Source organism: Candidatus Neomicrothrix sp. (assembly GCF_035329545.1).
GTDB classification, from domain to species: Bacteria; Actinomycetota; Acidimicrobiia; order Acidimicrobiales; family Microtrichaceae; genus Microthrix; species Microthrix subdominans.
In genome coordinates this window covers 1-20,905 of sequence record NZ_DAOLGP010000017.1, presented here as the reverse complement: position 1 = coordinate 20,905, position 20,905 = coordinate 1, and the positions used below count along the sequence as shown (strand labels likewise).

The window sequence follows — 20,905 nt, the reverse complement described above, 5'->3', positions numbered from 1 at the left end:
CGCTCCAAGCGGTCCTCGCGCCCCATCACCGGACACGGGACCACGGGTGGCTAGCGTTGAGTTCGTGACTCGTGTGGCAATCGTCAATCAGAAGGGGGGCGTGGGTAAAACCACGATTACCCTCGGTTTGGCCGCAACCGCCGCAATGCGCGGTGCGCGGGTGATGGTGGTCGACCTGGATCCGCAGGCCAACGCAACCTCCGGTCTGGGCGTATCCGGCGTCGTCCGAAGCGTCGACGACGCTCTGGCGAGCCCCCAGCCGGGCTCGATCGCGCAGTCGATCGTCTATTCGGCCTGGGAGCGACCGCCGCTCCGATCGATCCCTCGGGTGGCACCGAGCTCACCGCTGATGGCCCAGCGGGAGATGCAGTTGGCCACCGATCCCGTCGGCGCCCAGGACCGGCTGGCCTCTGCGCTCGAGGGCACCAAAGCCGACCTCACCCTGATCGACTGCCCGCCGTCGCTTGGACTGCTCACGATCAACGCCCTGTTCGCCGCCACCCACACCATGATCGTCACCGAGCCGGGCGCCTGGGCCTCCGACGGCGTCGACCAGATCCTCGCCAACCTGGAGCGGGTGGCCGCCCGACGCAACGGTCTGCCCGAACTGCTGGGCATTGCGGTCAACCGGCTCGGCCGCACCCGGGATGCCCAGTATTGGCACAACGAGTTGCTTGCCACCCACGGGGACGACATCTTGCCCGCCGTGCATCAGCGGGCGGCGCTGACCGAAGCCGCCGCCCAGTCCCTCCCCATCCACGCCTTGACCCGTCCGGGCGCCGAGGAAGCGTCGGCCGAGTTGGCCACGCTGTACGACGCCATGTGGGACCGCATCAGCACGGCGACCGTGATCTCCGGCGTGGCCTGATGGCGGGCTACGACCCCAAGGGCAAGCGGGCCCGCTCGGCCAAGCCTGCCGGCGACTCAACCGTGCCGATCGACGCCATGTTGAACGCCACCGGCGAGCATGCCGTCACGAACGTCGACCCAACGCCCACCCCGCCCGATGGCGTGAGCCTCGCCGACTTCGAGGCGGCCACGTTGCCGCCGGAGGCGTCTCGCGAGGGCAAGCGCAACACGGAAGACACCGAAGCGGTCGTTGTCGATCCAGTTGACGTCGAGCCGATCGACCAAGCGGCCGCCAACGACCCGGAGGATCCCACCCCGCCGGAGGCCCCCCTCCCCCTCGAGGACGTTCTTCCCGCCATCGATGACCTCCCCATCGAGGACGGTCTGCCCAGCGCTCCGGAGCGGCGCGAACCGCTCGTGCCCGCCGCCGCACCGCCGGACGAGGACGATCGTCGGCTGCTGATCGCCGCCGGAGCGGTGCTGGTCGTCACGGCGATCGCCGGCGTCCTCGCCTGGCGCCGCAAGCGCTGAGCAAGGCGCACCGAGCACCGGGCTGGGCCGAGCTCAGCGGAGCGAGGCCCAGCTGCCGGGCAGCGGCTATCCGCCGACGCTGAACTCGCTGAGGTCTTGGTGCAGTTCTGCGGTCACCCGCTGGGCCAACGCCCCGCGGATGTTGGTGCGCGTCAAGCGAAAGGGCCCCGGGTGGACCCGCTCGGCCAGTCCGCTGGCCACCTCGATGGCACGGCCGGGCACCTCGGCCAGCGGGACGACCTCGTCGAGGTACCCGGCGGCGAGCGCCTGGGTGGGGTCGAGCACCTCGCCGTGCTGAGCCGATCGAGTGAACCAGGTCGGGGTCAGCCGGTCACGGACGAGCTCGACGGCGAATCGGGGCACGGGCATGCCGATCCCGACCTCGTTGAGGCCCAGCTTGTACGGGCCCTCGGCGCCGACCCGGTAGTCGACCGCCGAGCACAGGATCGCACCCATCGCCAGCGCATGGCCGGTCACGCCGAACACGACCGGCACCGGGCTGAGGTAGGCCTGCATCGCCAGGTTGGCACCCGCCTCGAGCAGATCGCGTGCCTGCTGGGGTCCGCTGGTCATCACCGACAGGTCGAACCCGGCCGAGAACTTGCCCTCGCGGCCGATGATCGCCACGGCCTTGGCCGACGCGCCCTCGTCGAGGGCGGCCGACAGAGCATCGATGATCTCGTGGCTCAGCGCGTTCGCCTTGCCGTCGTCGAGCCGGACGACGACCACGTCGCCCTCGGTGCTGACGCTGACCGTCGATTCGCTGACCTGATCACTCACGTGCTCTCCCATCGATCGTTCTGTGCCGCACCCCCGGCTGGGTGAGGCGACCATCACGATGGGCACGGTAGCCCGCTCGCTGCGGCTGGCGCCCGCCGAGCCGATGGTTCCCGACGGGTGACGTTTCGCCCGGCCGGTCCTATGCTGAGCGATGGGTCCGGTCGCACGATCGACCAGCACAAGTGGGGAGTACTGCCATGGGGTTCTTGGACAAGGCAAAGGCGATGGCCGACCAGGCGATGAGCAGCCTGGACCAGACGGTCTCACCGGAGGGCGAGAACGACCGGCGAGGCGAGCAGCTGTTTCGTGATCTCGGAGCGCTCACCTGGGCCCAGCATCGTGGATCCGCCACACAGGCGACCGCTGACGAGATCCAGGCCGTGCTCGAGGAGCTCGCCGAGGTCGATCCCAACCGATCGCTGAACGTCGGGCGCAAGCACGTCCACTCCGGCGGCACCGGGGCCGCTCCCCCGCCGCCTCCCGGGCAGGCCACCCACACGGCATCGGGTGTGTCGACCGCACCCCCACCCCCCGGCGGCCCCTCGACACCCCCACCGTCCGGCCCGGGCACGCCACCGCCCCCCGGTTACGAGGCACCCCAGCCCGCGCCGGAGCAGGGCCCCGGGAACGATTCCGACCAGCAACCGCAGCCTTCGTCATCCCCCACGCCGCCGCCCCCTCCACCCCCGCCCGGCTTCTGATCATCGAGCGCAGCGGCACCGCTCGACGCGGCGCTGATCAGCGATGAGCCGTCAGGTACTGGTCGACCTCGTCGGCGTCGGCGCATCGCGCCCGGGTCGGGACCTCCTCAGCGACGTCGACCTCACCGTTCACCGGGGCGACCGCGTGGGCATCGTCGGTATCAACGGCACGGGCAAGTCGACGCTGATGGGCATCATCTCGGGCCGGAACCGACCCGAGACCGGCACCGTGCGACGCAGCAAGGACCTGGTGGTCGCCGAGCTCACCCAGCGCCCCGACCTGGGCTCGGGAACGGTGGCCGAGGCGATCGGTGGCGCCTGGGAGGCTCACGCTGTGGCCGACCGTCTGGGCATGGGGGCCCTGCTGGACGCGCCGGTCGCCAGCCTCTCCGGTGGCCAGCTGAAACGGGCGGCGCTCGCCCGGGCGCTGGCGGTGCGCTCCGATCTGTTGCTGCTCGACGAGCCGACCAACCATCTCGACCTCGACGCGATCGCCTGGCTGGAGGAACGGCTTGCCGCCTACCAGGGCGGGCTGATGTTGATCACCCACGACCGCCACGTGCTCGACGCCGTCAGCACCTCGGTCGTCGAGCTGGAACGCGGCAACGCCCATCGTCACGAGGGTGGTTACTCCGGTTACCTCGCGGGCAAGGCGCTGCGGGAGAGCCGGGCGGCCGAGGCCGAAACCGTCCGGCGCAACCTGGCCAAGCGCGAGCTGGAGTGGCTGCGACGCGGCGCCCCGGCGCGCACCTCCAAGCCCAAGGCGCGCATCGCCACCGCCGAGGCGATCACCCAGGCCTCGGCACCGAAGGGCGAGCGCGGCGGCGGCCTCGCCCTGCACGGTGACACCCCCCGCCTCGGCGACGTCGTGATCGAACTGGAAGGCGTCGGCCACCGCTACGGCAAGAGGAGCGGGGACGACGCCTCGGACGACGACCCGACCGGCGCCGAGGCGAACGACGCCGGGGCAGGGGGATGGCTGTTCGAGAACGTCGAGTTGCGCCTGGACCCTCGGGAACGGCTCGGCATCGTCGGGCCGAACGGCGCAGGCAAAACGACGCTGATGAGCATCCTGGCCGGGCGGCTCGAGCCCACCGCCGGTACCCGCCGCCAGGGCCACACAGCGGTCACGGCCTTGTTGGACCAGACCGGTGCCCAGCTCAACCCCGCCCACCGGGTCTGGGAGGCGATCTGTGGCACCGACGGGCAACCCGACTGGCGCGACAAGGCGCTGATGGAGTCGTTCTGGTTTGACACCGACGCCCAGTGGGCCCCGGTTGGCACGCTGTCCGGCGGCGAGCAACGACGCCTCCAGCTGGTGTTGACGCTGGCCAAGCGTCCCAACGTGTTGTTTCTCGATGAGCCGACCAACGACCTCGATCTGGACACACTTCGGGCCCTGGAGGACTTCCTCGACGACTGGCCCGGGGCGTTGGTGGTCGTCAGCCACGACCGGGCGTTCCTCGAGCGCACGGTGGCCGACGTGATCGTGATGGACGGCCAGGGCTTCGCTGGACGGCGCCCCGGCGGCTTCGGTGCCTGGGAACAGGAACGCCGGCTGCGCCGTCGTCGGGGGCACGCCACCTCCGCCGTCACCGACGAGCGCAGCACCGACAAGCCCACCGCCGACGAGACGGGTGGCAGCCAGGGCGGCACGACGAAAGGGCCCGGTCGGGCGCCGCAGCCGGCGCCCGAGGATCGGCGACCCAGCCCCAACACGCTTCGGTTCCGCATGCGGGAGCTCGAACGCTCGATGAACGGCACCCGCTCCAAGCGGCAGCGGCTGACCGACGAACTGCACGGGATCGGCGATGATCACCAGCGGCTCGCCGAGGCCGGCGCCCGCTTGGCCGAAGTGGAAGCCGACCTGGAAACGGCCGAGGAGCGCTGGCTGGAGCTGGCCGACGACCTCGAAAGCCGCGGGCTCACGCCGTGAGCGACCGCACCCGACGCCCGTGGAACACCGGACGTGGCTGGGGTGTTGAGTCCTTCGCCGGTACTGTCTGATCGGCAACCACGCTTTCTTGGAGGTACCTGTGTCCGTCGACACCGACGTAACATCGACCAGCGACACGAGCACCGACGCTTCGTCGGTGGCCACCGCCGACCCGGGTGACGGGGTGGACAACGGGGTTGTGGTGCTGTCGATCACTCCAGCCGCCATGGAGGTGGTCAACGGCGTGCTGTCCACCGAACCCGACCCCGACGAGCTGGGCCTGCGGGTGGAGATCGTCGGCACCAACGGTGCGGAGTACAGCTACGACCTCAGCTTCGAAAGCCTGGCCGACGCCGCCGATGACGACGTTCGGGTCGTGCAGGACGGACTGACCGTCATGGTGCCCGCCGCAACCGTGCCCGACCTGATCGGCGCCGTGCTCGACACCCCTGCGGCGGGTTCGGCCGGCCTGGTCATCCGCAACCCCAACCGCCCGGACCCCCTGGCAGGCGTCGAGCTCGATCGTTCGGGTGACATGGCGTCCCAGGTGCAACAGCTGTTGGAGCAGGTGATCAACCCGGGCCTCGCCTCCCACGGCGGCTTCGCCACCCTGGTGGGCGTCGACGACGACAACAAGGTGTACATCACCCTCGGCGGCGGATGTCAGGGCTGCTCCATGACGCAGATGACGCTCACCCAGGGAATCCAAAAGCAGCTCAACGCCGCCATCCCCGAGATCGGCGACGTCATCGACGTCACCGACCATGCCCAGGGAGAAAACCCCTTCTACTGAGCGACCCGCGAGATTGTCACAGCCGATCGGGATGATGGGCCCATGACCTCATCACTGCTCCCTCCCGATCTCCGCAATCTGCGCGTGGCGGTGGCCCGGTGGGCGTTGGCCAACGGCCGTCCGCTCAACCGCACCGCCATCACGATCATCCTGGGCACGTCCCGCGACGACGCCAAGGCCGCCCGACGGCCGGAGCGGCGGTTCCGCTGCGCCGACCTGCCGGTGTTCCTCCACCAGATGGTGCCCGTCTACTGCGATCGAACTGGGCTGGAGGCGCCCCCCCATCTCGCCGAGTCGCTCTGGACCTACCTGGCTTTTCTCGCCGATCCCGCCACGCCGGTCGGCCTGGCGGCCCGCTCGTCGCACCCGAGGCGCCTGTTCGAGGCCTTGAGCGAGGTCGGCTTCCTCGACGCAGACGGGCGCGAGGTTCGCACACGGCGCACTCGCCGCCCGACGTCGCGCCGGGTGGGTGGCCGTTCACCGGAGGAACGCCGCGCTGCCCAGCAGCACCCGGTTGCCCGACCGGCATCGGTCACATCGTTGACGGGCCACGCACGGGTCACCGCACCGTGAGGTTGTGCTCAGCCGTCCAGGTCGAGCCACCACACCATCAGCTCGGTGACCGAACCGTCATAGTCGTGGCCGAGCTCCGGCCAGAAGGCCGTATCCAGCCGGGCGTCGTCGGCGCACGTCCTGCTGGTGAGTACGCCGGGGAACGGGGCCTTCACCGGCGCCGGCAGGTCGCAGGCGTGCACCTCGGATATCAACCGGACCGAGTCATCCAGCGACGGGAAGGACCCAGAGATCGTCCCGGCAACCAAATCGCCGTCGCCTCCCGCCGGCGGCACCGTGGTGTCGGAGGAGGATGTGATCAACAACACATTGGGCGGGACCTCCGGGGTGCAGCCGGCGGTGGGCAGCGCACCGGTGGTCACCACGGCGTTCACCCCTTCCGGCGCGTTGCAGGCGAGCGCCAACGCCAACATCCCCCCATTGGAAAACCCGACGATCGAGATGCGGTCCGGGTCGACGTTGGGCTGGTTGCGTACCCAGGTGATCAAGTCGTTGATGAAGGCGACGTCGCTCACCTCGTTGCGCATGCTCGCCCCACAGCACGTGCCGGCATTCCAGGAGTCATCGAGCCCGTCGGGAAACGCCACCAGAAATTCACCGGCCTGCGCTGGTTCGCCCCAGGCACCGACGTAGGCCATGCCCTCGCCCTCCATACCCAGGCTGTGCAGCGCGATCACCACCGGGTGCCGACCCGCGTCGTCGGCGACGGACTCGGGGGTGAACCAGGCATACTCGCGTCGCTCGCCACCGGTCGAGATGCTCTTGCGCTCCATCGAGGACGACCCCCGAGCGTTCCACCACAGCGCTCCGGCGAGCACCACGGCCACGATCAGCCAGGGCCACGCGCGCCTCATGTCGACATCTCCACCGCCCAAGTGTGACGGCTGAGTGGAACCAACCCTGAACTGCCCCCGGAAATCGGCCGCCGGGTAGCATCCGCGAGCGGTCTTCCCCGACGCCGCAGAGGAGCGAGACGTGGACTTCGGACTCTCCGCGGAGGAACAGAGCTTTCGCGAGGAGGTGAGCTCGTGGATGCACGAGCATCTCACCGGCGAGTTCGCTCAGCTCGCCGGCCGGGGTGGGCCCGGCGACGAGCACTCCTTCATCGCCGAGCGCATGGCCTGGGAGCGCGAGTTGGCCTCCGGCGGTTGGACCTGCGTGGGCTGGCCCACCGAGCACGGCGGCCGAGGCCTACCGCTGCACCTCGAGGTGATCTTTCACGAGGAGTACTCCCGTGCCGGCGGGCCCGGCCGGGCCGGACTGATCGGTGAGGGCCTGCTCGGCCCCACGCTGATCCACTTCGGCAGCGCCGACCAACAGCAACGGTTCCTGCCCGGCATCGTCGACGGCACGCAGTACTGGTGCCAGGGCTACTCCGAGCCCAACGCCGGCAGCGACCTGGCCAACGTCACCACCAAGGCCCGCCTCGATGGGGACCAGTGGGTGCTCGACGGCCAGAAGGTGTGGACGTCGCTGGCCCAGTGGTCGGACTGGTGCTTCGTCGTGGCCCGCACCGAGCCGGACAGCGTCCGCCACCACGGGCTGAGCTACCTGCTCGTGCCGATGAACGCCGACGGCATCGAGACCCGGCCGATCCGCCAAATCACGGGAACCGCCGAGTTCAACGAGGTGTTTTTCGACGGCGCTCGGACCGACGCCGACCTGGTGGTCGGCGAGCCGGGCGAGGGCTGGAAGGTGGCGATGGGCACCCTGGCCTTCGAGCGGGGCGCGCTCACGCTGGGCCAGCAGGCTGCTTTTGAGCACGAGCTTCACGAGATCTGCGCCGATGCCCGCCGCACCGGCCGGTGGGATGATCCGTCCTTGCGCCAGCAACTGGCGTCGCTGTGGGTGCGCCTGCGCATCATGCGCTGGAACTCGGTGCGCAGCCTGGGCGTGGCCGAGTCGGGCGAGCTCATGCCCGAGGCGATGATCCACAAGCTGTACTGGGCCGGCCTGCACCGCGACATGGGCGAGGCCGCCATGGACGCCCTTGGGCCCGAAGCGACGCTCACCCCCTACGGCCGGGCGGACAATACCCACGACGCCGACGAGATGGAGGCGGCCCATCGGCTGTTCTTCTTCACTCGATCCGACACGATCTACGGCGGGTCCAACCAGATCCAGCGCAATGTGATCGGCGAGCGGGCGCTCGGCCTCCCCCGGGAACCCCGCCCCCCGGCCAGGTAGTGGGCCCGCCCCCATCTTCGCCCCACCAAACGACCCCCAGCACCTCCCTCCGACGAACGACAGGTAATGACATGACCGACCAGAACGCCGTGCCGACCGCTCCGCAACCGCCCCCAGGCCGACACCTGCTCGAAGGGAAGGGCGTCGTCATCACCGCCGCCGCCGGGACCGGCATCGGATCGGCGCTCGCCGAGCGATGCCAGCTGGAGGGTGCCCGCTTGGTGATCTCCGACCTGCACGAGCGCCGCCTGGGCGAGACCGCCGACCGGCTTGCCGAGCTCGGCCCCCGGCCGACCACGATCCTGTGCAACGTCACCGACGAGGAACAGGTGCAGCACCTGGTCCAGGGCTCGATCGAGGCCCTCGGCGGCATCGACGTGTGGATGAACAACGCCGGCCTGGGCGGCAACGCCCCGATCGTCGAGATGACCGACGAGCAGTGGTCGATGGTGCTCGACGTCACCCTCACCGGCACGTTCCGATGCCTGCGCGCAGTGCTGCCCCACATGTACGAGCGTGGCGGCGGGGCCGTTGTCAACAATGCCTCGGTGCTGGGCTGGCGGGCCCAGGAGCTGCAGGCCCACTACGCCGCCGCCAAGGCCGGCGTGATGGCGCTGACCCGTTCGGCCGCGATGGAGGCCGCCAAGCACGACGTGCGCATCAACGCCGTGGCCCCGAGCCTGGCGATGCACGCCTTCCTGGAGAAGGTCACCCCGGATGGGCTGCTCGACCAGTTGCGCGGCCAAGAGGCCTTTGGTCGTGGCGCCGAGCCGTGGGAGGTGGCCAACGTGATGGTGTTCCTCGCCTCCGACCTGGCCAGCTATCTCACCGGCGAGGTCATCTCGGTCTCCAGCCAGCACGCCTGAGCCGCACCCCAACGCTTCAGACCATCGAGCAGCCATGCCCCGAGTACGAAGGACCCAGCGATGAGTGACACATCCAGCCCCACCACACCACAGCCGGTCAGCCCACAGCCGGTCAGCAAGGTGGCGTTGGGCGACCTGGCCTCCCTGGTCGGCACCACCCTGGGCCCCACCGATGGCGTGGAGATCACCCAGGAGCGGGTCAACACGTTTGCCGACGCCACCGGCGATCACCAGTGGATTCACGTCGACGTCGAGCGGGCCAACGCCGAGAGCCCGTTCGGAGGCCCGATCGCCCACGGCTACCTCACCCTGTCGCTCGTCAACGACCTGATGCCCAAAATGTTGGAGGTCACCGGCACGTCGATGGGCGTCAACGTGGGAGTCGACAAGGTGCGGTTCCCGTCGCCGGTGCCGGTCGGTTCGGTTGTGCGGGGCACCGCCGAGGTGATGTCGGTCGACGAGGTCGGCGGCGGCACCCAGGCGGTGGTCCGGGTGAGCGTCACGGTCGACGGTGCGGCCAAGCCGAGCTGCGTGGTCGACACGGTCAGCCGCTTCTTCCCCTAACCACGGAGCGACCGCCATGTCGATCTTCCATCTCGGACGGCCGTCGACCGACGCGCTGGCCACGCTGGCGGAGTCGGCGGCCGCAGACGTACCCACTGCGCCGGCGGGCATGGTGCACGCCCCTGCCCCACCCGGGTTTCGTCGTGACCGCTGGACCCGCCGGGTCGAACACGACGATTTCGACGTCGCCCGTCGGGCGATCACGACCTGGGCGGCGCAGCGCACCGCAGGGCTCACCCTCTCGCCCCCGACGCCGGACATTGCCGTCGACACCACGCTGGCCTTCGCCTACCCCATCGGCCCCGGTTCGGTCACCGGCACGTGCCGCATCGTCGAGGTCATCGACGAGCCCGACCGGTTCGGCTTCGTCTACGCCACGCTCCCCCACCACCCCGAGCGGGGTGAGGAGTTGTTTCTCGTCGAACGCGACGGTCGGGGTGCGATCGGAGCCGTCATCGAGGCGGTGTGGCGCCCCGGCAACCTGATCACCCGCATCGGCCTCCCGGCCACGCGCTTCTTTCAGCGCCGAGCCACCGATCGCTACCTCGTGGGCCTCACCACCGTTCCAGCCGAGCCCACCACCCGCCGCTGAAGCCGTCGGCTCGCGCTCGAGCGCCAGCGGTTGTTACCATGCGGTCACCAAGATCGGCAGGGGGAATCGATCCGGCCGTCGACCGCATCTAGGGTCGACACGCGCCGCCGACACCCCGCCGGCCAACCACCCGGAGGAAACATGCCCGAAGCAGTCATCGTCGCCACCGCCCGCAGTCCGATCGGTCGGGCCATGAAGGGCTCCCTGAAGGACATCCGTCCCGACGACCTGTCCGCTCAGGTGCTCACCGACCTGATGAGCAAGGTGCCCGCGGTCTCCCCGGACCACATCGACGACCTGCTGATGGGTTGCGGCCAGCCGGCCGGCGAATCGGGCCACAACATCGGTCGCGCCACCGCCGTGCTGCTCGGCTGGAACCAGGTTCCCGGCGTCACGGTCAACCGCTACTGCTCGTCGTCGCTGATGACGATCCGGATGGCCGCCCACGCCATCAAGGCCGGCGAGGGCGATTGCTTCGTCGCCGCCGGCGTCGAGACGGTCAGCCGCTACGTCCACGGCATGGCCGACGGCCCCCACAACCCGACCTTCGAGGAGGCCGAGGCCCGCACCGCCAAGATGGCCGAGGGCAACGAGGCCGACTGGGCGCCCCACGACGGCCTGCCCGACCTGTACATCGCCATGGGCCAGACCGCCGAGAACGTGGCCGAGTACAAGCAGGTCAGCCGCGAGGCCCAGGACGAGTTTGCCGCCCGCTCCCAGAACCTGGCCGAGGCCAGCCTGGACAGCGGCTACTGGGAGGCGGAGATCACCCCGATCACGCTGCCCGACGGCACCGTGGTGAAGGACGACGACGGCATTCGGCGCGGCACGACCGCCGAGAAGCTGTCGGGCCTCAACCCGGTGTTCCGCCCTGGCGGCACGGTGACCGCTGGTAACGCCTGCCCCCTCAACGACGGCGCCGCCGGCGTGGTCGTCATGTCCGACACCCTGGCCAAGGAGCTGGGCCTGACCCCGCTGGCACGCATCGTGTCGTCCGGCGTGTCCGGCCTCAACCCCGAGATCATGGGCCTCGGCCCGGTCGAGGCGATCAAGCAGGCCCTCGGCCGCGCCAAGATGGGCATCGACGACATCGACCTGGTCGAGATCAACGAGGCCTTCGCCGCCCAGGTGCTGCCCTCGGCCGACGAGCTGGGCATCCCGATGGAGAAGCTCAACGTCCACGGCGGTTCAATCGCCCTCGGTCACCCGTTCGGCATGACCGGCGCCCGCATCATGACCACCCTGATCCACAACCTGCAGACCGAGGACAAGACCTTTGGCGTGGAGAGCATGTGCGTCGGCGGTGGCCAGGGCATGGCCATGGTGATCGAGCGCCTCAGCTGAGTGCCCGCCCCGCTCAGGGGCGACCCTCACTATCTCTAATTCACGTCAACCGCGCGTCCTCCGGGGCGCGCGGTTGCGCGTCCGCCCGGATCGATCGGGCCGAGCTGATCGCAGATTCGCCCCACGGTGATCAGGCCAGCCACGCCAACACGGCGAGGCAACGTTCGCTCACACGTTGCTCCCCCGACGATGGACACGTTGGGCCGCCGGACGTGCGGATGGCACCATGGTCGCCAACGGGAGGCACACGTGAAAGTACTGATCACCGGCGGCACCGGGTTCGTCGGCTCACACACCGCGGCAGCGCTCTTGCGCGACGGGCACCAGGTTCGGCTGTTGGCTCGGCGACCCGAGCGGATCGACAGGGTGTTCGAGCCGCTCGGCGTGCGGCCGAGCGACGTGATTGTGGGCGACGCCACCGATCGTGCCGCCGTGCACCGTGCGGTCGACGGCTGCGACGCCGTCGTCCACGCCGCCGCCACCGTCGCCCTGAAAAAGGCCGATGCTCAGCGGGTCAACCGCATCAACACCACCGCGGCCGAGACGGTGCTCGAGCTGGCGGCGGCCGCCAGGTTGGATCCGATCATCTCGGTGTCGTCGGTGGCGGTGTTCGCACTCGAAGGCGCCTCGCTGACCGTCGCCTCGCCGCTGAGCGCCGCTTCCGAGGGCTATGCCCGGTCCAAGGGCGACGCCGAACGCTTCGCCCGCGGCATGCAGGCGGCCGGCGCGCCGGTGACGATCACCTACCCCAGCGGGGTGTTCGGCCCCCGGGTGCCCGAGCACCCGCTACCGGCGATGCACCAGGCCGCGATCGCCTTGATTCGCGACCGCTGGGTCCTCCCCAGTGGCATGAACCTTGTCGACGTGCGCGACCTTGCCGCCGCCCACACCGCAATGATGCGGCCGGGGCGCGGTCCACGGCGGTTCATGTTGGGCGGGCACTTCATCCGCTGGGGCGAGATGGCCGACATCCTCGACGAGATGACCGGCCGATCGCCCCGGCGTCGAAAGGTGCCGGGCGCGGTCATGCGGGGGCTCGGACGGTTGGCCGAAAGCGCTCCGGTGGCCCCACCGGTGGACTTCGAGCTCACCCGCGAGGCGATGGAGGATGCCACCCGCATGGTGCCCGCCGACAGTTCGGCCACGCTCGATGCCCTGGGCATGAGCTTCCGGGACCGTTGGAGCATGATCGCCGACACGTACCGCTGGCTGGTGGAAGAGGGGCACGTCGAACCCGAGTGGGCAGGTCGGCTGATGAGCAGCGCCGCGCTCGACGGCGATGCGACGCCGTGACCGTCGCTTCCGGCGCGTCGCCTGACGACCGTCCGATGCTGCCGCCCGATCACCCTCTGGCCGGGGTGGGCACCACGATCTTCGCCGAGATGGGCGCGTTGGCCGCAGCCCACGGCGCCATCAACCTGGGCCAAGGTGCGCCTGACGTCGACGGGCCGGTCGAAATGATCGAGGCGGCGGCCAACGCCCTGCGGGCCGGACCCAACCAGTACGCGCCCGGCGACGGCATCCCGGAACTGCGCCGCGCCATCGCCGATCACCAGGCCCGCTATTACGCCCTGAGCGTCGACCCCGATGCCGGTGTGCTGATCACCGTCGGCTGCACCGAGGGCATCGCCGCCGCGCTGCTGGGGGTGTGCGTCCCCGGCGACGAGGTGATCGCGCTCGAGCCCAGCTATGACAGCTACGGCGCCATCGCCTCCCTGGCCGGAGCGCAACTGGTACCGGTAACGCTGAGGCCGCCCGGGTGGCGCTTGGACGCCGATGCGCTCAGCGCGGCGGTGACCGAGCGAACCAGGGCGATGTTGATCAACTCGCCCCACAACCCGACGGGGCGGGTGCTCGACGAGACCGAGCGGGCGGCGATCGCCCACGTGGCGATCGAGGCCGATCTGGTGGTGATCACCGACGAGGTGTACGAGCACCTCACCTTCGACGGCAACCGCCACGTGCCGCTGGCCACGATGCCAGGCATGTTCGAGCGCACGATCACCCTGTCGTCGGCTGCCAAGACGTTTGCGCTGACCGGCTGGAAAGTGGGCTGGGCCACCGGACCGGCCGAGCTGATCGATGCGGTGCGGCGCACCAAGCAGTTCCTCACCTACACCTCGTCGGGCGCGCTCCAGCACGGGGTTGCCGCCGGGCTTGCCCTGGGGGACGCTCCGATCGCCGAGATCCGTTCGGGGCTGGTCGCCCAGCGGGACCTCCTCATCGACGTCCTCACCGATGCCGGCTTCGAGGCTCCGGTTCCCGAGGCCGGCTACTTCGTCGTTGCCGATGCCGCGTGGACCGGCGCCACAAACGGCCTGGAGTTCTGCCAACGCCTGCCCGAGGCGGTTGGCGTCGGCGCGATCCCGCTGAGCTCGTTCTACCTCCAGCCCGAGCGGGCCGGAGCGTTGGTGCGCTTTGCGTTCTGCAAGCGACCGGACCTGATCGCCGAGGCCGGGCGCCGCTTGGCGGGGCTGACCCGTCCCTAGAAATCCCTGTCTGGAAATCTCCCGACAAACCCTTGACAATCGAACGTTTGTTCGTCACCATGGAGGGTACATCGCAATACCGTTCCGGGTCCGCTGGATCAAAAACGGTGACCCGAGTCGGGTCGAATCGGTCAATCCTTTGTCGGATACGCCGGTCGTCCGCCAGGTTCAGCGGTGGCGGTGCTGCCCCGGCCAATGTCGGGTAGCGACGATGTGGTCTTCAATGTGTCGCGGCTTCGGGCGTTGAGTTCGCTGGAGTGTTGCGGGAGGTGAAACATGAACTGTTTGTGCGGAGGGTTGTCGATCGGCACGAAGGTGTCGGCGATGGACGCAGCAGGGTTGGATGCCGAGGTCGAAGCATTGGCCAGGGTGAATTCGATGGTGATCGCCCGCCGATCGCTGGTGATCGCCGAGTTGGCCCGCCGTCACGGCGATGTGGCCGAGCGATTGCGGAACTCGGGCAATATGTCATCACGTCAGGCCCGCAAGGCATCCAAGACCGCCAGCGGGCTGGACCGGCTGCCCAAAACTCGCAAAGCGCTTGAACGCGGTGAAATCGGCGCCGAGCAGGCTGAACAGATGGCGTCCAGGATGGACAAGCCTGAGCTGGCCCGCAACGTCCGAGACAACGAGGACGCGTTGTTGGAGAAGGCCAAGGCCCAGAACGCCGATGACTTCGCTCGCACGATGCGTCAGGAAGACATCGACGGATCACCCGACGGCGGCAAGACCCACGAGCAGCGCCAGCGCCAGGGCCGCAAAGCGTCGATGTGGGTCGACGACGACACGGGCATGCACCACCTGTTCGCCCAGTTCGACCCGGTCACCGGCGCCCGTATCTCCACCCAGTTGGCGGCGATGACCGACCAACTCTGGCGGGCCGAGCACCTGTCCGGCGCCCTCCGGCACAATAAGCGGATGGTCGCCCAACGCCGCGCCGATGCCCTTGAATCGCTCATCTGTCGTCCCTCCACCAGCGGTAGCGGCAGGCAAACAGGCATGGCCGGCGGTTCCACCGACCCGGACGACACCGAAGACACCGACGCCACCGACGACACCGACGACACCGCCGGCACCCACGCCACCGACGACACCGACGACACGGACGACACGGACGACACCTCGGTTTGCCAACCGGAACGTCCCGCCGCCTCGGCTTCTGGCACCGCGGCGGTGGGCCACGCGGGCGGTCCGCCGTCAGAGGCCGATGGTGATACGACAGCCGGTCAATCAAGCTTCAACTTCGACTCAAACTGGCCCAGCGACGATCCGATCGCAGCCACCCGCTCCGGGTCCACCCCGCCGCCGCATCCCCGTCGACACCGTCGGAGCGACCCAACCACCGACCCGACGTCCGGGAATGGCAACCAAACACGACCCTGCCCGACACCAGGAACCGGATCCGCTCCAGTTCCAGCGCCGGCCCCCACTCCGCCGGACCCCATTCCGCCGGCGCCGAACCCGACCCAGCTGATGGTGATCGCCAACCTCGACGCGCTTCGCCAGCACTTGGTCGGTGGATCGCTACCCGACGGAACCCCGCTGTCGGCCGAAGCGGTCGCCACGCTGGCCTGCGACGCCGAAGTGCTCCCCGCCATCTTCGACACGACCGGCCAACCGCTGTGGCTCGGGCGAAGTCAACGCCTCGCCACCTCCGCGCAACGAGCCGCTGTCACCGCGCGCGACCGCGGCTGCATCGTCTGCGGCACGGCAGCCGAATGGTGCCAAGTGCACCACATCAACTGGTGGTCCCAGGGCGGAAAAACCGACCTCGACAACCTCTGCCTCCTGTGCTCCAAGCACCACCACCGGGTCCACGAACACGGCCTCACGATCTCGACAACCCCCGAAGGATTCAAGGTCCAACCAAGGTCGATCCGGCCAGTACCAATCCAACCCAGCCGTTCGGGCGAACCGGACGGTGTGGGTCAGCCCAGCCCGTCGGGTGGCGACCCGCCAGCAACCCAGTCGCCAGCGACCCCGGCCAGACCCTCACGTCCAAGCGCTGCCCAACGGCGTGGCAGGCCGCCCGCTGCCGCCTGATCGTGTGCACGACGGTCGCATCGCCCGTCATCGCGTCCCACCCAAGAAGGACCCTCCGGTCACTGGGCGACGATGAGGTCATCCCCACCCCTGGTTGCATCTCACCCGAATGGCACGCCGCACCCGCAGGCAGAGATGGCGCGCCGGTGGGAACGCCGAACCGGCGAGCACGGTGCACCGGTAGGCGTGTCGGCCGGGTGGACGCCACACTGGGGTGATGCTGATCGCCGCCGTGCAACACGACATCGTTTGGGAAGATGCTGCCGCCACCCGAAAGACGTTGGAGCCACGGCTGAGCTTTGCAGCCGCCGGAGGCGCCCGGCTGGTCGTGTTGACCGAGATGTTCGCCACCGGGTTCAGCCTGGATGCCGAGGCGGTGGTCGAGGCTCCCGACGGGCCGAGCGTCGCCTGGATGCACGACCAGGCGACGACCCTGGGATGTTGGATCGCCGGATCCCTGCCGATCGATACCAGCACCGGCCGGCCCCGCAACCGGCTGGTGGTGGCCGGCCCCGACGGGACGGAGACTACCTACGACAAGCGCCACCCCTTCAGCTTCGGCAGGGAACCCGATGTGTACGACCCCGGCGACGACCTGGCCACGGTCGAGATCGACGGCATGGTCTGGGGCCTCACCGTCTGTTACGACCTTCGCTTCAGCTACGACTACTGGAGCCGGGCTACCGAGGTGGACGGATACCTGGTGGTGGCCAACTGGCCTCGTCCTCGCCGCGAGCACTGGCGGGCGCTGCTGCGGGCTCGAGCGGTGGAGAACCTGGCCTATGTGGTGGGGGTGAACCGGGTGGGCACCGACGGCAACCAGCTGGACTATGCCGGCGACTCGGCGGTGATCAGCCCGAACGGCGAGGTGCTGGCCGAGGCTTCCGAACGCCAAGCCGTGCTGCTGGTCGACATCGATCCGGGGGCCACAGCGGCCACGCGAGAGCGGTTCGGTTTCCTGGCCGACCGACGCGACTAGCTCCGGATCGCCCACCAGAAGAGCTGCTCAAACGCAGGCTCCAGATCGGCGCTACGAAGGCGGTCGCGCTGCCACCCGAGGCGACCGACCAAGCGCTGCAGGCGGAACGACTGCGCATCATCCGGTGAGCTCTGGCCGGATGGCGATTCCGTCACATGGCATGAGATTGGAACTGCATGAGTTTCAAGGGGGTGACCGGCTGCGATCGCGCTACCATCCGGTCGGGAGGGCAGGATGACCGCAAGGATTGACAACACCCACGTGTCCGGCGGGTCGGGGGCCACGGCGCCGGTGCGGGTGATCGCCGTCGACGACCATCCGCTGACGCGGCGGGGCGTCGCTGAGGAACTCGGCGAGGACGCGCGCCTGGAGGTGCTCGGCACTTTTCCATCGTTTGGAGCGGTGCCGCTGCCTCTGCGGACGCCCTCACAGGTCAAGGTGGCGGTGATCGACCTGGCGGTTCGCCACGAGACCCGGGGGGTCGAGAGCGTTGCCCTGGTCTCCAGCTGGGGCATTCCGTCGGTCGTCTACACGATGCACGGTTCGGCGATCATCCGCGATGAGGCGTTGCGGGCAGGAGCGTTGGGCTTCGTGTCCAAGTCGGCCGCCGGCGGCGAGTTGGTCACCGCCGTGCTCGAAGCGGCCGCCGGCCGCACCTACGAGGCCGGCGTGGAGTACCTGCCCGGCGGCGAGGAGCTGACCGACCTCGAGCGGCGGGTCTTGCACGAGATTCCCAGCGGTGCAACCAGCAAGGAGATCGCACTGCGGGTCGGGCTCGCCGGCGGCACGGTGGACAACGTCATCAGCTCGATCATCGCCAAGCTCGACCTCAAGGGCAAGAAGCGCTCGGCGCTGGCCTCGTGGGCGGTCGAGCACGGCCTCGGTCCCAGCGAGTCCTAGCGGCGTCGAGCGGCGTCTCCCTCGTGTCTACCGATCCATCGGCCGCCGACCCCGCGGCGGTGACCGCTGCCTCGTCGATGGAGCAGCGGTGGGGTGACGCTCTGTGGGAGGGCTACCTGCTCCTGCGCGTGAGCCAGGTGGCGAACGCCGCATTCGTCACCATGGACCCGCAGCGGGGGCCCCGGAGCCGTGCGCTCGGGTGGCTGGCGACGGCGATCGCCGGTGGTGCCACCGCCTGGGAATGGCGCCGACGTCACGGACGAGATTCGTCGGTCGACGATCCGGTGATGGCGGCCGAGGTGATCGGCACTTCGGCTGCTCTGATGGCGCTTTCCCCCCACATCGTCCGTGCTGCCGACCGCGACCGTGGCGACGACTGGTTCGGGCTCTGGACCTGGTGGGGGAACGCCGCGCTGGCGCTGGCGCTGCCGAACCGACCGGAGCCGGCGATGCTGGCTCACCTCCTCCCCCAGGTCGATGCCTGGCGCCATCAGCGGTCCTGGCTGCCAAGCGACATCGCCAGTCGCAACGTCTTGAACTCGATCGGGGTGGGGCTGGGCTCACGCTGGGCCGTCCACAAGGTCACTCAGGCCGGTGCCCAGGCCGATCGTGCCAGCACCCGGTTGATGAGCGAACAGGCGCGGCTGCTGGCCGATCGGGCACGGCGCGAGCTGCGCGAACGGCGCCTGCGGGACACGGTCGACTCGCTCAACAACATCGCGGGCCACCTGCGCGAGGACCGCATCGACGCGGCCCTGGCCTGTTCGTCCGCCACCTACGAGCCCCTCCGCGCCTGGTTGGCGGGTGCGGAGGACGACGAAACAGCGTCGCCCGCCGCTGCGGCGGCAGACCACGCTTCCGAGATGACCCGCCTGATCGAGCGCACCGAGCAGGGCCTGACCTTCGGCGACATCGCCGTCGTGGGGGCCACGCTGATCAGCACGCTTCTCGTGACCACATCGAGGTTCGACCGCCAGCAGCGGCGCGGCTGGGTGGTCGCCGGGCTCACGTCGTCGACGATCTACACCGCAGCGGTCACCTTGGGGCGGCTCGGCCTTCGGGGACGCCCGGGGTCCGACTCCCATCCCGCCTTCTTGGATCGCACGTGGAGCCGCCGGGCCGACACCCTCTTCGCTGTGCTGCTCATCGCCTTCGAGTGCGCCTCGAGCGACCGCAACGTCGCCGGCACCTGGGCGGCGGGCCAAACCCAGGTACACATCGCCGTGGCGGCCACCCGAATTGCCGAGTTTCCCAACCTGCTCAGGGCGTGGGGAATCATCGGTGCCGCCATGTTTCTCGGCGACCGGTATTTCTCGCCGGCGGCGCGAACGCATCGGTTTCGGTGGCAGGTCGACTGGATCAACGGAATGGCGGCGGGAATGGCGTTGCGACGCTCCCACACCGCCGTGTTCAACTCGCTCAATCAGCTGGAACGGCACGCCAACGAGACGATCGCCACGGTCGCCAAGCAGGTGGCCGAGGCCGAGACGGTCGCCGCTCAGGACGCCGTGCACGACACGGCCTGCCAGTCGCTGCGCTACCTGTTGACCCACCCTGACGAGGACCCGAGCCGCCTGGCCCAGATCATCGCAGCGACGACCGAGGCGCTGGAGACCGAACTGTCCGGTGGCGAACACGACGAGTCCGGGGCACTCGCCGACGCCCTCGCCGCGTGCGCCGCTGGCTACGAACTGCTCGGGCTGTCGCCGGTCGTCGAGTCGACAGGGGATCGACCCGTCGGCGGGGAGGTGATGGAGGTGCTGGTCCAGGTCGCCAACCAAGGCCTGGCCAACGCGCTCGCCCACAGCGACGACACCGCACCGCTCATCCGGCTGGACCTCGACGACCGGTACGTTCGACTGACCGTCTGCAATCGGGCCGATGTGCCCTTTCGAGGCATCCCCGACCGCGCCGAGGCGGACGCGGTCGACCCGCTCGACGATCGGTTTGATCCCGCCCTGCCCGAAACCTCGCCGACACCTGCCGAAGCCGGGCCTGCCGAGCTTCCTTCCGGGGGCTTCGGGCTGGCGTCGGCGCGACGGGCGGTCACCGAGCTGGGCGGCACGCTGGGCTGGGGCGAGCATCCGACGCGCACCGAGTTGATCGTCGAGCTGTCGCTGACACTCGACGGCGCGCCGGCCAGCGCATCGGGCAACGAACCATCACCCCGCCGGTGAGGGCGCCCAGCGTCGCTCAGCCAGCTGGTCCCAGCGCCGCAGCTTCGAGCGCGCGCCAGATCCTCTCGGGGGTGATCGGCAGGTCGAGGTGGCGCACGCCCAGGTAGGCGAGCGCATCGACCACGGCGCTCTGAAGCGCCGGGGTGGCACCGATCGTGCCGGACTCACCGATGCCCTTGGCACCGAGTGGGTTGATCGGCGTTTCGGTCTGGGACTCGACCCGTTCGAAGCTGGGCAGCTCGGCCGCCGACGGCATCAGATAATCGCCCAGGGTGACCGTCAGCGGATTGCCGGCCTCGTCGTACACCATCTGTTCGAACAGCACCTGTGCCGCTCCCTGGGCAATGCCGCCGTGAACCTGTCCGTCGACCAGGGTGGGGTTGAGGATGCGGCCGGCGTCGTCGCAGGCAACGTGGCGCAGGTAGTCGACCTTCCCGGTCTCCGGGTCGATCTCGACCACTGCGACGTGGGCGCCGAAGGGAAAGGTGGCGGCGGCGGAGGGCAGGTCGGCCTCGCCCTGCAGCACCGACAGCACGCCGGTTGCGGGCTCGTCGGCCACCGCCGCCTGGGTCGAGCGCTCGGCAACATGGGTCGCAAGCTC

20 protein-coding genes are annotated in these 20,905 nt (G+C 69.5%); 17 read left to right on the top strand and 3 right to left on the bottom strand.

Annotated features, from left to right (window positions below; all coding sequences use genetic code 11):
• Window positions 1-64 precede the first annotated feature (64 nt).
• Both PKD89_RS10890 and PKD89_RS10885 read left to right on the top strand, forming a co-directional pair.
• Window positions 65-868, top strand: a complete 804-nt coding sequence (locus tag PKD89_RS10890) for a ParA family protein (RefSeq protein WP_289011940.1) — start codon at window positions 65-67, stop codon at window positions 866-868.
• Window positions 868-1,380: a hypothetical protein gene (locus PKD89_RS10885; protein ID WP_289011941.1), complete on the top strand. Its 513-nt coding sequence runs from the start codon at window positions 868-870 to the stop codon at window positions 1,378-1,380. The genes PKD89_RS10890 and PKD89_RS10885 overlap by 1 nt, the downstream gene beginning before the upstream one ends.
• Window positions 1,381-1,446: 66 nt before the next feature.
• Here the strand turns inward: PKD89_RS10885 and PKD89_RS10880 are convergent, their stop codons facing one another.
• The gene (locus tag PKD89_RS10880; RefSeq protein ID WP_287378958.1) at window positions 1,447-2,160 is read right to left on the bottom strand and encodes a crotonase/enoyl-CoA hydratase family protein; all 714 of its coding nucleotides are present in this window, start codon (window positions 2,158-2,160) and stop codon (window positions 1,447-1,449) included.
• A gap of 197 nt (window positions 2,161-2,357) precedes the next feature.
• Here PKD89_RS10880 and PKD89_RS10875 point away from each other — a divergent pair, with 197 nt between their 5' ends.
• The 4 genes from PKD89_RS10875 (at window position 2,358) to PKD89_RS10860 (ending at window position 6,163) form a co-directional block, all read left to right on the top strand.
• Window positions 2,358-2,861, top strand: coding sequence for a hypothetical protein (locus PKD89_RS10875; protein ID WP_289011942.1), 504 nt, complete (start codon window positions 2,358-2,360; stop codon window positions 2,859-2,861).
• A 43-nt stretch (window positions 2,862-2,904) separates the two neighbouring features.
• On the top strand, window positions 2,905-4,797 hold the full coding sequence (locus tag PKD89_RS10870) for an ABC-F family ATP-binding cassette domain-containing protein (RefSeq protein WP_289011943.1): 1,893 nt from the start codon (window positions 2,905-2,907) through the stop codon (window positions 4,795-4,797).
• A gap of 100 nt (window positions 4,798-4,897) precedes the next feature.
• Window positions 4,898-5,590: a NifU family protein gene (locus tag PKD89_RS10865; protein WP_287389815.1), complete on the top strand. Its 693-nt coding sequence runs from the start codon at window positions 4,898-4,900 to the stop codon at window positions 5,588-5,590.
• 42 nt (window positions 5,591-5,632) lie between these two features.
• Window positions 5,633-6,163 carry a hypothetical protein gene (locus PKD89_RS10860; protein ID WP_289011944.1) on the top strand — a complete coding sequence of 177 codons (531 nt, stop codon included), beginning with the start codon at window positions 5,633-5,635 and terminating at the stop codon, window positions 6,161-6,163.
• A gap of 8 nt (window positions 6,164-6,171) precedes the next feature.
• On the opposite strand, the gene PKD89_RS10855 is transcribed toward PKD89_RS10860, so the two are convergent.
• Window positions 6,172-7,017 carry an alpha/beta hydrolase family esterase gene (locus PKD89_RS10855; RefSeq protein WP_289011945.1) on the bottom strand — a complete coding sequence of 282 codons (846 nt, stop codon included), beginning with the start codon at window positions 7,015-7,017 and terminating at the stop codon, window positions 6,172-6,174.
• Window positions 7,018-7,138: 121 nt separating this feature from the next.
• Between PKD89_RS10855 and PKD89_RS10850 the strand changes: the two genes are divergently transcribed.
• The 11 genes from PKD89_RS10850 (at window position 7,139) to PKD89_RS10800 (ending at window position 20,304) form a co-directional block, all read left to right on the top strand.
• Entirely contained in the window at window positions 7,139-8,350 is a 1,212-nt protein-coding gene (locus tag PKD89_RS10850; RefSeq protein WP_287378952.1) for an acyl-CoA dehydrogenase family protein, read from the top strand.
• A 71-nt stretch (window positions 8,351-8,421) separates the two neighbouring features.
• Window positions 8,422-9,216, top strand: coding sequence for an SDR family oxidoreductase (locus PKD89_RS10845; RefSeq protein ID WP_287378951.1), 795 nt, complete (start codon window positions 8,422-8,424; stop codon window positions 9,214-9,216).
• A 60-nt stretch (window positions 9,217-9,276) separates the two neighbouring features.
• Window positions 9,277-9,780 (top strand): MaoC family dehydratase, encoded by a 504-nt coding sequence (locus PKD89_RS10840; protein WP_289011946.1) that lies wholly within the window; start codon window positions 9,277-9,279, stop codon window positions 9,778-9,780.
• A gap of 16 nt (window positions 9,781-9,796) precedes the next feature.
• Entirely contained in the window at window positions 9,797-10,372 is a 576-nt protein-coding gene (locus tag PKD89_RS10835) for a DUF1990 family protein (RefSeq protein WP_289011947.1), read from the top strand.
• A 141-nt stretch (window positions 10,373-10,513) separates the two neighbouring features.
• Window positions 10,514-11,716 (top strand): acetyl-CoA C-acetyltransferase, encoded by a 1,203-nt coding sequence (locus PKD89_RS10830; RefSeq protein ID WP_289011948.1) that lies wholly within the window; start codon window positions 10,514-10,516, stop codon window positions 11,714-11,716.
• A 249-nt stretch (window positions 11,717-11,965) separates the two neighbouring features.
• Entirely contained in the window at window positions 11,966-13,009 is a 1,044-nt protein-coding gene (locus PKD89_RS10825) for an SDR family NAD(P)-dependent oxidoreductase (protein ID WP_287389827.1), read from the top strand.
• Window positions 13,010-13,044: 35 nt separating this feature from the next.
• Window positions 13,045-14,205 (top strand): aminotransferase class I/II-fold pyridoxal phosphate-dependent enzyme, encoded by a 1,161-nt coding sequence (locus tag PKD89_RS10820; RefSeq protein WP_425591245.1) that lies wholly within the window; start codon window positions 13,045-13,047, stop codon window positions 14,203-14,205.
• A gap of 276 nt (window positions 14,206-14,481) precedes the next feature.
• Window positions 14,482-16,248: an HNH endonuclease signature motif containing protein gene (locus PKD89_RS10815; protein ID WP_324332435.1), complete on the top strand. Its 1,767-nt coding sequence runs from the start codon at window positions 14,482-14,484 to the stop codon at window positions 16,246-16,248.
• A gap of 217 nt (window positions 16,249-16,465) precedes the next feature.
• Window positions 16,466-17,227 carry a nitrilase-related carbon-nitrogen hydrolase gene (locus PKD89_RS10810; RefSeq protein WP_287389833.1) on the top strand — a complete coding sequence of 254 codons (762 nt, stop codon included), beginning with the start codon at window positions 16,466-16,468 and terminating at the stop codon, window positions 17,225-17,227.
• 234 nt (window positions 17,228-17,461) lie between these two features.
• Window positions 17,462-18,127, top strand: a complete 666-nt coding sequence (locus PKD89_RS10805; RefSeq protein ID WP_287378942.1) for a response regulator transcription factor — start codon at window positions 17,462-17,464, stop codon at window positions 18,125-18,127.
• Window positions 18,128-18,150: 23 nt separating this feature from the next.
• The gene (locus PKD89_RS10800; protein WP_289011401.1) at window positions 18,151-20,304 is read left to right on the top strand and encodes a hypothetical protein; all 2,154 of its coding nucleotides are present in this window, start codon (window positions 18,151-18,153) and stop codon (window positions 20,302-20,304) included.
• A 16-nt stretch (window positions 20,305-20,320) separates the two neighbouring features.
• Here the strand turns inward: PKD89_RS10800 and PKD89_RS10795 are convergent.
• The coding region (locus PKD89_RS10795; protein ID WP_324332434.1) for a xanthine dehydrogenase family protein molybdopterin-binding subunit at window positions 20,321-20,905 on the bottom strand (585 nt) is incomplete at its 5' end.

What these genes read in the sequence shown, in the direction of transcription:
- PKD89_RS10885 (WP_289011941.1), top strand. Translation starts at nt 868, where the DNA reads ATGGCGGGCTACGACCCCAAGGGCAAGCGGGCCCGCTCGGCCAAGCCT.
- PKD89_RS10875 (WP_289011942.1), top strand. Translation starts at nt 2,358, where the DNA reads ATGGGGTTCTTGGACAAGGCAAAGGCGATGGCCGACCAGGCGATGAGC.
- PKD89_RS10870 (WP_289011943.1), top strand. Translation starts at nt 2,905, where the DNA reads ATGAGCCGTCAGGTACTGGTCGACCTCGTCGGCGTCGGCGCATCGCGC.
- PKD89_RS10860 (WP_289011944.1), top strand. Translation starts at nt 5,633, where the DNA reads ATGACCTCATCACTGCTCCCTCCCGATCTCCGCAATCTGCGCGTGGCG.
- PKD89_RS10855 (WP_289011945.1), bottom strand. Translation starts at nt 7,017, where the DNA reads ATGAGGCGCGCGTGGCCCTGGCTGATCGTGGCCGTGGTGCTCGCCGGA.
- PKD89_RS10845 (WP_287378951.1), top strand. Translation starts at nt 8,422, where the DNA reads ATGACCGACCAGAACGCCGTGCCGACCGCTCCGCAACCGCCCCCAGGC.
- PKD89_RS10840 (WP_289011946.1), top strand. Translation starts at nt 9,277, where the DNA reads ATGAGTGACACATCCAGCCCCACCACACCACAGCCGGTCAGCCCACAG.
- PKD89_RS10835 (WP_289011947.1), top strand. Translation starts at nt 9,797, where the DNA reads ATGTCGATCTTCCATCTCGGACGGCCGTCGACCGACGCGCTGGCCACG.
- PKD89_RS10830 (WP_289011948.1), top strand. Translation starts at nt 10,514, where the DNA reads ATGCCCGAAGCAGTCATCGTCGCCACCGCCCGCAGTCCGATCGGTCGG.
- PKD89_RS10820 (WP_425591245.1), top strand. Translation starts at nt 13,045, where the DNA reads ATGCTGCCGCCCGATCACCCTCTGGCCGGGGTGGGCACCACGATCTTC.
- PKD89_RS10815 (WP_324332435.1), top strand. Translation starts at nt 14,482, where the DNA reads ATGAACTGTTTGTGCGGAGGGTTGTCGATCGGCACGAAGGTGTCGGCG.
- PKD89_RS10810 (WP_287389833.1), top strand. Translation starts at nt 16,466, where the DNA reads ATGCTGATCGCCGCCGTGCAACACGACATCGTTTGGGAAGATGCTGCC.
- PKD89_RS10805 (WP_287378942.1), top strand. Translation starts at nt 17,462, where the DNA reads ATGACCGCAAGGATTGACAACACCCACGTGTCCGGCGGGTCGGGGGCC.